This is a genomic window from Paenibacillus sp. J31P190 (assembly GCF_059692075.1).
The window spans coordinates 248,734-263,310 of sequence record NZ_JCAUAS010000004.1; the positions used below are offsets into that span (position 1 = coordinate 248,734).

General features: G+C 51.4%; 2 protein-coding genes. Both read left to right on the forward strand.

Annotated elements, in window-relative coordinates; all coding sequences use genetic code 11:
- Positions 1–93: 93 nt before the first annotated feature.
- The gene (locus tag AC58U0_RS10815) at positions 94–12,771 is read left to right on the forward strand and encodes an amino acid adenylation domain-containing protein (protein WP_497379008.1); all 12,678 of its coding nucleotides are present in this window, start codon (positions 94–96) and stop codon (positions 12,769–12,771) included.
- A gap of 24 nt (positions 12,772–12,795) precedes the next feature.
- Positions 12,796–14,577, forward strand: coding sequence for an ABC transporter ATP-binding protein (locus AC58U0_RS10820; RefSeq protein WP_497379009.1), 1,782 nt, complete (start codon positions 12,796–12,798; stop codon positions 14,575–14,577).

Here is a 14,577-nt window from a genome sequence, read left to right on the forward strand (position 1 = left end):
GGCCAATGCTTACGAAGTCAGTTTTCCTTTGCAAAACTCAGCCAATGCTTACGTAGAAAGTTTTGCTAAAGCAAAACTCTTAGGAGGATGCTCATGATCGATAAATATTCGCAAAATATGATGCTTGCTGGCGGTCAATTTGAGAAGGAACAGCAGTATTGGCTGAACAAGCTGCAGGGTGAAATCGTTCTTTCGGAATTTCCGAGGGATGCTGATCGATCAGGCGCTATCCCTGACAAAATGTCGGCGATGAAATATGACTTCCCGTCAGAGCTCTCGCAAAAGCTGCAGAATATCACGAGTAAGTCCGATTTTGCTCTTTATATGATCCTCTTGTCTGGGGTTACATACATCCTGCAACGGTATACTTCCCAATCGGAGATCGTCGTTGGCATGCCTGTTTTCAAGCAAAACAAGCAAAGCTCCGTTCTGGTGAACTCGCTGTTGCTATTGCAAACGACCTTCAACCAGGATAACTGCACGTTCAAACAATGGCTGACAGCTGTAAAAGAAACCATCCTATCTGCCAACGAGCATCAAAATTTTCCGTATGCGAAATTAGCGGAGCTGCTTGACCTGCCGAGAGGGAGCGGAGACAAACCCTATCTGCCTACACTCGTTTTGCTCGATAGCATTCATGACCGCAGCATCGCCAACCATGTCCAATCCAATGTTATCTTCCAGTTTTCAAAAGCCGAAGAGCAGGTTGAACTGGTTATCCAATACAACACAGGTATGTATAGCGAATTTTTGATGAAGCAAATCGTGTTTCACCTGATTCATTTTTTACGGTCGGCTTTGAATGAGCCGGACCGCAGCCTGGCGGAGTTTGAGCTTGTATCCATGGCCGAAAAAATGACGCTGCTGGACGAATTCAACCAGACCGCGGCGAAGTTCCCGCAGGATCAAACGATCCACGGTTTATTCGAGGAGCAGGTGCAAAGGACGCCGGAGCGTGTCGCTGCTTCTTGCGGCGAGGAACGGCTGACGTATCGCCAGCTGAACGAACGTGCCAACAGCCTTGCCCGCATTCTTCGCAGCCACGGAGTGGGGTCGGATGTTAGGGTTGGCCTGCTCGTAGAGCGCTCACTCGATATGATCGTCGGCATCCTCGCGACGCTCAAAGCCGGCGGCGCTTATGTACCGCTGGACCCTGACTATCCGCAGGAGCGCACGCAGTTCATGCTGGAGGACAGCGGGGCTCGCGTCCTGCTGACGCAGCCGCATCTAGCCGATAAGGTGCCTTATGACGGCGTTGTGCTCGACATGAGCGACGCTCAGGTGTACGCCGGGGATTGTGCAGGCTTAGAGTCTGTGAATGGGCCGCATGATATGGCCTACATCATCTACACATCCGGCACGACCGGCAAGCCAAAGGGTGTTATGATCGAGCATCAGAACGTCGTGCGTCTCCTCGTTCATGACCAGCTGCAATTCGATTTCAACGAGCGCGACGTGTGGACGGTATTCCACTCCTTCTGCTTCGATTTCTCCGTGTGGGAAATGTACGGGGCGCTGTTGTACGGCGGCAGGTGTGTGGTTGTGCCAAAAACAACCGCACAAAACCCGAAAGCATTCGCCCAGCTGCTGCGGCAGGAGCAAGTGACGATACTGAATCAAACGCCGACCGCTTTCTATACGCTGGTCCAAGAGGAGCTACAGGAGCCGGGCAAGGGGCTTGCCGTCCGCTGCGTCATCTTCGGCGGGGAAGCACTGAATCCGGTCATGCTGAAGCCGTGGAAGACGAAGTATCCAGATACGCTGCTGATCAATATGTACGGGATTACCGAAACGACTGTGCATGTTACGTATAAAGAAATAACGGATCGTGAAATCGAAACGAACCTGAGCAACATCGGCCGTCCTATTCCGACGCTGACGAGCTACATCTTCGACGCGCAGCGCAGGCTGGTGCCGATTGGCGTCGTCGGAGAGCTGTACGTGGGCGGAGACGGCGTGGCTCGCGGATATTTAAACCGCGAAGAACTGACGGCGGAGCGGTTCGTCGCGAATCCATACAAGCCGGAGGAACGGCTGTATCGATCCGGTGACCTTGCGCGTCTGCTGCCCAATGGCGAGATGGAATACTTCGGACGGATCGACCATCAGGTGAAGATCCGAGGGCATCGCATCGAGCTCGGCGAGATCGAGACGCAGCTGCTGAGGCACGAGCAGATCAAGGAAGCGACGGTGCTGGCGCAGGATGACAAACAGGGGCAGAAGTTCCTGTGCGCCTACTTCATCGCAGACGGGGAGCTGACCGTATCCGAGCTTAGGGCGCATATCGGCAGCGATTTGCCGGCGTACATGATTCCGTCGCATTTTGTGAAACTGGACAAAATCCCGCTTACCGCCAACGGCAAAATCGACCGCAAAGCGCTGCCGAAGCCGGAAGGCGGGCTGGACTCAGGCACGGCCTATGTGGCGCCGAGAACAGAGTTGGAAGCGGAGCTTGCACAAATTTGGCAAGAGGTCCTCGGCTGCGGCCAGGTTGGGGTGCTGGACGATTTCTTCGCGCTGGGCGGGCATTCGCTGAAGGCGATGTCGCTCATCACAGCGCTGCACAAAGCGTACGAAGTGGAAGTACCGTTAAGCTTGATTTTCGAGACACCGAATATTGAAGCAGTAGCACGTTATATAGAAGCTGTCGACGTAGAAAGCAGCGGATTTATGGCGATTCGCCCTGCACCGCAGCAGGATGTTTATCCCGTTTCTTCGGCACAAAAGCGGATGTATATCATCAATCAATTTGAGGGATCAGGCACAGGCTATAATATGCCAGGCGTGTTCATTTTGAAAGGGAAGCTGGATAGAAACCGCTTGGAACAGGCATTCCGCCGATTGATTGAACGCCATGAGACGCTGCGAACATCGTTCGAAACGGTAAATGGAGAGCCTTTTCAGAGAGTACACGCATCTGTTCCGTTTGAGGTCAGTTATTCGGAGGTTGATGGGGGAGAGCCGTCTCATGTCGAGGTCGAGGCGTTAATCCGCTCATTTATTCAACCGTTTGATTTGCATTCGGCTCCGCTGCTCCGCGTAGGGTTGATTCAGCTTGCCGACGATCATCACATCTTCATGTGCGATATGCACCATATCATTTCGGATGGGGTGTCCATGTCGATCCTCGTCAACGAATTTACAGAATTGTATCATGGGGCAGATCTGCCGGAACTTTCCGTTCAGTATAAAGATTTTGCTGTATGGCAGCATGACAGTCTGCACAGCGAGAAACTGAAAAACCAGGAAGCCTACTGGCTTGACTTGTTTGAAGGGGAACTGCCGCAGCTGGAGCTGCCGACTGACCATGCGAGACCTGCGGTGCAAAGCTTTGAGGGCGATCATTTGACGCTGCAGGCGGAAAAACGAATCTTGGAAGGCATCAAGCGCATTGCTGCGGAAACAGGAACAACGCTTTACATGGTGCTGCTTGCCGCCTATAACGTCTTGCTCTCCAAATATTCCGGAAAAGAAGACATTATTATCGGTACGCCGACAGCCGGAAGATCCCATGCCGATGTGGAAGGTATCATTGGCATGTTTGTCGGCACGCTGGCAATGAGAAATAAGCCCGAGGGCCACAAAACATTCAAGCAGTTTTTAGCGGAAGTCAGGTTAAACGCGATGATGGCGTACACCCATCAGGATTACCCGTTTGAATCACTGCTCGAAAAGCTGAACATTGTGCGCGATATTAGCCGCAATCCGCTGTTTGACACGATGTTCATGGTACAAAATATTGATGTACAGGAGGCAGGATTCGAAGAGCTGCATGTTGAGCCGTACGCTGTTGAGAATTACGTTTCCAAATTCGATTTATCCTTGGAAGCGAAGGAAGCGGCGAATGGTCTGAACGTACATATCGAATACAGCACGAATCTTTTTGAGAGGGAAACCGTTGAGCGAATGGGACGCCACTACCTCGTACTGCTCGAATCCATTGTGCAGGAACCGGAGAGGAAGCTGGCGGAGCTCGACTTGCTCTCTGAGGAAGAAAGACAACAAATTTTGGCGGATTTCAACGATACGCAAACGGATTATCCGAGCGAGATGACCATCGCTGCATTGTTTGAGCGGCAGGCCCGGCAAACGCCTGATCATCCAGCACTTGTTTGGCAGGGTCAACAGTTGACATACCATCAGCTCAATGAGCAGGCAAACCACCTTGCTCGGACGCTGATAGCACAGGGAGTAGGGCCCGATCATGTCGTCGGATTGATGGCGGAAAATAAATTGGAGCTCATGGTTGGTCTGATCGGCATCCTGAAGGCAGGCGGCGCCTTCTTGCTCCTTGATCAGGATGTGCCTGTAGAGCGCATGAAGTACATGCTCGAAGATAGCGGCGCTCGTATCATTCTGACGGAGCGGCACCTGCGTCAGCAAACAACGGCATTTGCTTTTGTTCAAGTGATCACCCTTGACGATGAGGTTGTCCCTAATGATAGTGACTGCTCCAACCTGGAACTGCCCGGCTCATCTCGCGATCTGGCGTATGTCATCTACACATCCGGATCCACCGGCAAGCCGAAAGGGGTGCTCATCGAGCAGCGCAGCGTCGTAAGGCTGGTCAAGGATACGAATTACGTTCAGTGGAACGCGGATGAGCGGATCCTGCAGACAGGAGCGCTTGGATTCGATGCGATCACCTTCGAGATCTTCGGGGCGCTGCTGAACGGAGGTACACTCTACCTGACCGACAAAAGCGTCATCCTGGATAGTGAGCAGCTCAGCGCATTCATCACCGAACACCGCATCACGACCATGTGGCTCACGTCACCGCTGTTCAACCAGCTTTCGCAGGAGAACGCGGAGCTGTTCACGGGTGTTCGCCAACTGCTAGTAGGCGGAGATGCGTTGTCGCCGAGCCATATTAACCATGTACGCAGCAAGTGTCCGGATTTGCGTCTGATTAACGGCTATGGGCCGACGGAGAACACAACGTTCTCCACGACATTTAGGGTCGAACGGGATTACGAGGGAAGCATTCCGATTGGACGGCCGATCAGTAATTCCACCGCGTATATCGTAAACAAGTACAACCAGCTGCAGCCTGTCGGCGTGCCAGGTGAGCTGTACGTCGGCGGTGATGGTGTGGCGCGAGGTTACGCGAACAGATCGGAGCTGACGGCCGAGACCTTCGTACCGAACCCATTCGTAGCGGGAGAGACGATGTACCGCACAGGCGACCTGGCGAAATGGCTGCCTGACGGGACAATTGAGTATAGAGGACGCATTGATCAGCAGGTGAAAATCCGAGGGTACCGGATCGAGCTGGGCGAGATCGAGGCGGAGCTCATGAAGCATCCTGCCATGAAAGATGCTGTAGTGATCGCACGCGAGGACGCGAACGGGCAGAAGATTTTGTGCGCCTACATCGTAGCGGAGAAGGAGCTGGGTGCGCAGGAAGTAAAAGCATTTCTGATGCAAGAGCTTCCGTCCTACATGGTGCCGGTGTATGTGGTGCAGATGGAGAAGCTGCCGCTGACGGTTAACGGCAAAATCGATCGTCGCGAGCTGCCTGAACCGGAAGGCGGTCTTAGAATCGGTTCGGACTATGCAGCACCGCAGAATGAAACGGAAGAAAAGCTCGCTCTCATCTGGCAGGACGTACTCGGTGTGCCGCAGGTCGGCATCCGCGACGATTTCTTCCTGCTCGGCGGCCACTCGCTGAAGGCGATGACACTGCTCGCGCGAATCAAACAGCAGCTTCAAGTGAATGTGCCGCTGCGGGTGCTGTTCGAGTCGCCGACGATAGAGGCGCTTGCCCAGCATATCGCACAGGCCGATAGGGAGGCGTATACGCTGCTCAAGCCGGTGGAGCATCGCGACTATTACCCGGTTTCCTCCGCCCAGAAGCGGATGTTTATTCTTGGACAATTTGAAGGCTCCGGAACGGCTTACAATATGCCCGGTGTTATGTTCATTGAAGGTGAGCTGAACCTCGAAAGATTCAAACAGTCGTTCATTCGCTTGGTTGAACGGCACGAATCGCTGCGCACCTCTTTCTCTGTTGTAGATGGCGAACCGGTTCAAACCGTACATCGGAATCTGCAATTTGAGATTGAATATATGGATTACATTCAAGATGGTACTGATTTAGGCCAATTGGTGGAACAGTTCGTAAGACCGTTCGCTTTATCAAAAGCGCCTCTGCTTCACGTTGGTTTGATTTATTTACAGCCCGGACGTCATCTATTCCTTTTCGATATGCACCATATCATTTCCGACGGCGTATCGATGGCTATTCTCGTCGATGAATTCGTCCGTTTGTATCAAGGGGAAGCCTTGCCGGAGCTTTCGATCCACTATAAAGATTTTGCTGTGTGGCAAAACGAGTTTTTTCAATCGGAATTCATGCAAAAGCAGGAGACTTATTGGTTATCTCAATTTGAAGGGGAAATTCCGGTGCTGGATTTACCGACCGATTTCTCCAGACCTTCCATCCAAAGCTTTGAAGGCGATTATATGACCGTAGGGTCAGGTAAAGAGCTGGCTGACATGCTCAAAGGACTTGCTGCCGAAACCGGCACAACGCTGTTTATGGTGCTTTTAGCTGCTTATCATGTGCTGATGTCCAAATACAGCGGGCAGGAAGATATCGTGATCGGAACGCCGATCGCCGGCAGACCGCGTGCAGAGCTTGAACCGGTTATCGGCATGTTCGTAAACACGCTAGCACTGCGTAACCGCTCGGAAGGCAGGCAAACGTTCAAGCAGTTTTTGGCATCGGTGAAAGATACGACGCTCAGCGCATTCGAGCATCAAGATTATCCCTTCGAATCTCTTGTCGACAAACTGAACATGGCTCGTGATTTAAGCCGCAACCCTTTGTTTGACACCATGTTCAGCATGCAGAACATTTCTGTTCGGGCGGCACAAATGGAAGGGCTCCAATTTACGCCTTATGAAATGGAGAGCCGTATTGCCAAATTCGATCTTTCAATGGAAGCAACGGAAGAAGAGGATCAAATCCGTTTCAATTTGGAATACAGCACGCAGTTATTTACCCGGCCGACAATGGAAAGATTAGCTGATCATTATTTGCGGACGCTTCATCAAATCGTCAAGAACCCAGATAGTTTGCTGGCTGAGATTGATATGCTTAACGCTGCGGAGAGGCATGAGATCATCCATGTATTTAACGATACGAAAGAACCGTTCAACCTGGATGTTACGATGCCGCAGCTCTTCGAACAACAAGCGGCGCAAACGCCGGATCGCATTGCGGTCAGCTTCGAAGGAACGCACCTCACTTACCGCGAGTTGAATGAGCGGGCAAATCGGTTAGCTCGTTACTTGCTGATAAAAGGTATGAAGCAGGAGGATTTGGCGGCCATCTTGCTTCACCGTTCACCAAGGATGATTGTGTGCATCCTGGCGATTTGGAAGGCGGGCGGCGCTTATGTGCCAATCGATCCGGACTATCCGCCGCAAAGAGTCCGCGATATGCTTGCTGATTCTGGCGCTCTCTGCCTATTGACCGAAATGCCATACTTAACAGCTGAAATCGAGCAAGGCTATAACGGAGTAATCATTCCGATCGACACGGACGATGAGGTCATCCGTCAGGTAGAGGAAGAGAACGTCAAGCTTCCCGTACCCGTATCGGGCAACCTGGCATATGTCATTTATACGTCCGGCTCTACCGGAAAGCCGAAGGGCGCCATGCTGGAGCATGCTGGCATGCTGAATCATATGGATGCGATGATCAGCGCCTTTCATCTAGACGAACAAAGTGTCATTGTTCAGAATGCCCCGCACTGCTTCGATATTTCCGTTTGGCAGTTGGTTACTGCCTTGGTCATTGGTGGACGGACGGCGATGTACAGTCATGAACTCGTATTGAATGTACGTGAATTTATGAAGCAAGTAGCGGAAGACAAGGCGACGGTTCTGGAGGTAGTCGTTTCATATTTGACCGCGATGCTGGATTTGCCGGAAGCAGTATCGCTTCCCGACCTGCAATTTGTGTTGGTAACCGGGGAGTCGATCAAACCTCCGCTCGCACGAAAATGGTTCGAGCGCTATCCGCACGTTAAGCTGGTTAACGCATACGGGCCAACCGAAGCGTCGGACGACATTACGTTGTTTGAGATGGATGAAGCGCCGAAACTGGAAACGGTGCCGATCGGCAAACCGGTGCAAAACCTGCATGTTTACATTGTGGACCCTTATATGAAGCTTGTGCCGATTGGCGTTCAAGGCGAATTATGTGTGTCAGGCATCGGTGTTGGACGCGGCTATTTGAATGACCCGGAGAGAACGAAGAAAGTGTTTATGGAGGACCCGTTCCGCAGCGAAACTGGAATTCGCATGTACAAAACAGGTGACTTGGCACGCTTCCTGCCAGACGGCAATTTGGAATATGTCGGACGGGTCGATCATCAGGTCAAAATCAGAGGCTACCGGATCGAGCTCGGCGAAATCGAGGCGATTTTGCTGAAACAAGCGGGTATCAAAGAAGCCGTAGTCGTTGATCGGACGGATTCCCATAGTCAAAAGTACTTATGCGCGTACTTCGTTTCGGACGAAATCATGCCAGCTTCGGAGCTGAAGGAAAGCTTAAGCAAGGAGCTTCCTGCTTATATGGTGCCGTCTTACTTTGTTCAAATGAATCAGCTTCCTTTGACACCGAACGGTAAAATTAACCGCAAAGCGCTTCCGGAGCCGGATGGCGGGCAAGAGCACGATTATAGGGCACCGTCAAATGAAACGGAGCGTAGGCTATGCGGCATCTGGCAACAGATACTCGGAATCGGCCGGATCGGCATTGAAGATAACTTTTTTGAATTGGGCGGCCATTCTCTGAAAGCGATGATGCTCCTCGCCCAGATTCACCGTGAAACGGGTGTAGAGGTGCCGCTGCGTACACTGTTCGAAATGCCGACGGTGCAGCAGATTGCCAAGTTTGTTGACCAATCCGCATCGCACGATTACCGCTCGATTCAGCCTGCAGAAGAGCAGCCATATTACCCGCTGTCATCTGCTCAAAAACGGATGTTCATTCTGCAGCAGTTTGAGTCGGGCAGCGTTGGTTATAACATGCCGGATGTGATGCTGATCGAAGGCGAGCTGGATTTTGGGAGATTTGAGCAGGCTTACCGGGCACTCGTTAGTCGGCACGAAGCACTCCGCACTTCATTCCATACCGTGGATGGGGAGCCGAGGCAGAAGGTGCATGCGGATGCCGAACTGAATGTTCAAATCGAGGTTTTCCAGGCTGATTCAGACGAAGCTGCCGTCCAGCTTGTACAGTCTATTATCCGTCCGTTCAAGCTTAATGAAGCGCCATTGGTTCGCGCAGCTTTGATTCGAAGAGCGGACGATAAGCACGTCTTTGTCTTAGATATGCATCATATCGTTTCAGACGGTGTCTCGAGCGGTATCATTGTGAATGATTTTGCTGCTTTGTATGCGGGCGCTGAGCGGCCAAAGATGACTATCCAGTACAAGGATTTTGCGGTATGGCAAAATGAGCAATTCCAAAGCGGTGTTATGCAGAGGCACGAGCAATACTGGTTAAGCAAGTTTGCCGGCGAAGTGCCGCTGCTAAATCTCGCGACTGATTATCCTAGACCGCAAGTGAAAAGCTTCGAAGGGGATTATATCGTTTTCGGCTCAGGCCTCAAAAGGATGGAACAGTTGAACCGACTGGCTGCTTCGCAGGGAACGACGCTGTATATGGTACTGCTCGCCGCATTTAATGTGCTGCTTGCCAAATATTCCGGTCAGGATGATCTTGTAGTGGGTACGCCAATTGCCGGCAGACCGCATGCGGACGTGGAAAGCGTCGTAGGTATGTTCGTCAATACGTTAGCGCTGCGGAGCCGGCCAGAAGCCGGATTGACATTCCGAGACTTCCTCCAGCAAGTCAAAGAAACTGCGCTGCAGGCTTACGAGCATCAGGATTACCCGTTCGAGCTGCTGGTAGAAAACTTGGGCTTACAAAGGGACTTAAGCCGTAACCCGCTGTTCGATACGATCTTTATCTTCCAAAATACAGACGATGCGGAGATCGAACTTAACGAATTGCAGTTCAAACCGTTCCCTCTCGAGCATAAAGTCGCCAAATTCGATCTCGCGTTAACAGCGGTTGAGACCGAAGCTGAGATCGGATTTAATCTGGAGTACTGCACAAAATTGTTTAACAAAGCAACGGTAGAGCGTATGGGGCGCCATTTGTTAAACCTGATCGACAACTTACTTGATCGTCCCGATACGTCGTTAGCTGAGGTTGCCATCGTGACGGAGGAAGAGCTTTCGCAATGGGCTCTTTTCAACGCAACGCAGACTGAAGTGCTAAACGTTAATACGCTGCACGGGCTATTTGAGGAGCAGGCGGCGCGAACACCGAAGCAAACGGCAGTCGTCTGTGTAGGCGGGCAGCTGACCTATGCGGAGTTGAATACGAAGGCCAACCAATTGGCAAGAACGCTGCGAGTTAAGGGAGTTGGCCCAGAGACGCGGGTAGGCATTATGGCCGACCGGTCGCTCGAGCTGATCGTCGGTATCATGGCAATACTGAAAGCCGGCGGGGCCTATGTGCCGATTGATCCGCAGTATCCGCAAGAGCGGATTCGCTACATGCTGGAGGATAGCGGCGCTGCGATCGTGCTCACTCAGGAGCGGCTGATCGCGGGCATGAGCGATGAAGTAAAGGCCGCTTTCACCGGGGAGTGGTTGGATCTGAACAACGATCAGCACTACGCTGCCGATAGCTCCACTTTGCACAAGGTCAATGAGATGACGGATTTGGCCTACATCATTTATACATCTGGAACAACGGGTAAACCGAAAGGCGTCATGATCGAGCACCGCAGCATCGCCGGCAATCTCTTGTGGAGAAAGTCGGAATATGCACTGAGCACGAACGATCATGTACTGCAGCTGTTTTCGTTTGCTTTTGACGGCTTCGTGACCAGCTTCTTCACACCGATTCTGGCGGGAGCCACGGTTGTCTTACCGCAAGAGGAAGATGCGAAAGACCCTATCGCTATCAAAAAGCAAATCGCGGAGCATCGCATCACGCATTTCATCAGCGTGCCAAGCTTGTACGCAGCGCTGCTCGAGTGCATGAACACGGAAGAAGCTAGCTCGCTGCGCATCATTACGGTTGCGGGCGAGAAGGTAAATAAACTTGTGATCGATCGCAGCAAACAGCTCTTCCCGCACATTGAGCTTGTGAATGAATACGGTCCTACGGAAAGCAGCGTCGTAGCCACATTCCTGCGAGACCTGGCGCCGGATAAGGACATTACCATCGGCCGTCCGATCGCAAATACGCAAGTATACATTGTGAATGAGACCGTTCAGCATCTACAGCCGATCGGCATCATTGGCGAGTTGTGTATCGCAGGGGATGGTTTGGCTCGAGGATATTTGAATCGTGATGACCTGACTTCGGAAAAATTTGTCGCGAATCCATTCACAGCCATAGCAGGCACAAGTGAACGGTTGTACAAAACGGGAGATCTTGCCCGCCTCTTGCCAGACGGTACGATTGACTATATCGGCCGACTCGACGAGCAGGTGAAAATTAGGGGCTACCGGATCGAACTGGAAGAGATAGAAGCTACTCTTCTCAGACATGAACAAGTACAGGAAGCTGTCGTCGTGACGGAAGAGATGCACGGGGAAAAGGTGCTTTGTGCCTACCTTGTCGTGGGAGAAAGTACGGATATGGCAGAGCTGAGAGCGTATCTCTCCTCCGAGCTGCCAGCTTACATGGTCCCGAGTTATTTCATCCGAATGGAAGCCATGCCGTTGACACCGAACGGTAAGCTGGATAAAAAATCGCTGCCGAAGCCGGATGAAAGCACATTGGCACGCGCAGCTTATGTCACACCTCGTAACGCAACCGAGGAGCGGCTCGCAGCCATATGGCAGGAGATCCTTGGTCTGAAGCAAGTTGGCGTTCACGACAACTTTTTCGAAATTGGCGGCCATTCACTGAAAGCCATTCAGCTTGTGACACGAATTTACGAATCGATGCAGGAAGAATTGCCGCTGCATTACTTATTCCAGCATCCGACTATTGAACAAACAGCTCAATACATGGATTCCCAAGAGCTAAGGATCGATTTTAACAAACCTATTACCTTATTGAACCGGAAAACGGATCGTCATGTATTCTGTTTCCCGCCGGTCGGCGGCTTCGGTTTTGTGTTTAAAGAGCTCGCGGAATCGATCAGTTCGCATACCCTCTACGGTCTTGATTTTATCGAGAGCGAGGATCGGCTGGAACGTTACATGGAGCTTGTGACAAGTGTTCAGTCGGAAGGGCCGTATGTCTTTATGGGATATTCCGCAGGCGGCAATCTCATGTTCGAGTTGACGAAGGCGATGGAGGCAAAAGGGTACGCCGTCTCGGATCTGATCATGCTGGATGCGTCCAGGAAAAATAAAGTGATACGTCAATCCGAAAAGACAGTGGTGAAAGAGGTCGACGCTTTGGTTCAAGAAGCCGAGTCTAACGCAAAGTACGAAGCTTATGTCAGTAACGAGCTTTTCAAAAACACGGTGATTCAAAAAATGAAAAGCTACATGATCTTCCTGAACGGTTTGCAAAACACCGGCACTATTCATGCAAATATCCATTTTGTACAGAACGAAATCAAACCAAGCAGCAAGTTAAACGGCAGTACATTGTGGAACCAATCCACGACTTCGCAGTATCGCAGCTATGAGGGAGCAGGTCCCCATGAAGACATGTTGGATGCGCCATATGCCGCCAAAAATGCGGAGATTATCAAGGGAATCTTATCCTTATAACCCGCGATGAAGAGGAGCGATACTTTGGCCAGTCGAAAAAGCAAGTCGCAGCCACCAAGACCGAAGCCGATTTTCTTTCGGCTAGTGGCCTATATCAAGCCTTACAGCTTTTGGGTTCTTCTGACGATTGTAACCTCGCTCATGGCTGCAGGCGTCGATATCGAGATGGGTAAGCTGATTGAACAAATGGTCGACCGTTCTTCGGGTACACTGCTATTCACCGCTAGTTTCATTGCTGTTTTGGCGCTGATCGGTGTGATTTCGAAGTATTTGATCAAATTTGCTTCAACTCGGTTTAGTGCCTACGCACTGCGCGATTTGCGCAATGCGGTTGCGAATCATCTGGAGAACCTGCCGGTTTCTACTGTAGAGAAGCAGCAATCGGGCGATCTCGTATCCCGCCTGACGAACGATACGACCTTGCTGCAAAACTTTTTTATCCACCATTTTGCCAATCTATTTTACATGCCGGTCGTCTTTGTTAGTGCGCTTACGATTCTTTTGCTTACGAGCTGGAAGCTGATCCTGTTCAGTCTTATCCTGCTGCCTGTTGGAATTGCCGTTACCGCCATATTAAGCAGGCCGATCAGCAAATATTCCGAACAGCTGCAGGAACAACTGGGCTCAGCCAATGCGGTCACTCAAGATATGATCGGCGGTATCTCGATGGTCAAAGCTTTTAACAGGCAGGATACGCTGCTCGAAAAGTATAGCACCGTGATGCAGCAGGTTTTGTCCAAAAGCCTGCTGCTCGAAAAGCGTCGCGCACTCATGTCGCCAATCAGTATTCTGCTGCTTTCAACACCGCTCATTTTTATGGTCGCCATCGGCGGCTACTTGATTGAAAAAGGCGAGCTGACATCCGGCAACATCATCATTTTCTTGTATATGTTTTCGTTTGTTCTTCAGCCCATATCCATGATCCCAGTGCTGTCTGCTCAGGTACAGGAAGTGACCGGGGCAGCCAGGCGGTTGTTTGATGTTCTTGATATGTCGGTGGAGCAGGACATCCTTTCCTTCCAAGATGTGGATCTAAATGCGGCACCGATTGAATTTGAGAACGTCACGTTCTCCTATGACGGACAAACGAATGTGCTGAATGGTTTAAGCTTTTGGCTGCAAAATCAGCAGACGATCGCTCTTGTAGGCTCCAGTGGCTGCGGGAAAAGCACGCTGTTCAAGTTGCTTTGCGGATTTTACGAACTGTCACCGGGGGGCGGTACGATTAAGGTACTCGGCAGGCCCTTGCATGAGTGGAATCTGAAGCAGCTTCGCAGCCAAATCTCACTCGTTTCTCAGGACACCCACCTGTTTCCAGGGACGATTGCTGAGAACATCGGTTTCGGGAACCTTCATGCCACCCGTGACGATATCATACGGGTGGCCAAAGAAGCGAATGCGCACGATTTTATTATGCAGCAGCCTGAAGGGTATGAAACCATCATCGGGGAACGGGGTTCCTTGTCCGGAGGTCAAAAGCAGCGGATTGCGATCGCACGCGCTCTGTTGAAGGATGCGCCGATACTGCTGCTGGATGAGCCGACATCCGCGCTCGATACGCACTCCGAAGCCATCGTTCAGGAAGCGCTTGAACGGGTGATGAAAGACCGTGCCGTTCTCGTCATCACGCATCGACTGACAACGATAGATCAAGCGGATTGTGTGATTTTTATGAGCGGCGGACAAATTGTGGAATGCAACACACATGAGAAATTAATTCGCAGCAATGGTCCTTACAAGAAGCTGTACTTCAAACAATTTGTACGGCAAGAAGATACCGCCAGCGCAGACAGAGAGGGGGCTTAA

Bases quoted from the DNA above. Each gene is read 5' to 3' on its own strand.
- AC58U0_RS10815 (WP_497379008.1), top strand. From the start codon at position 94: ATGATCGATAAATATTCGCAAAATATGATGCTTGCTGGCGGTCAATTT.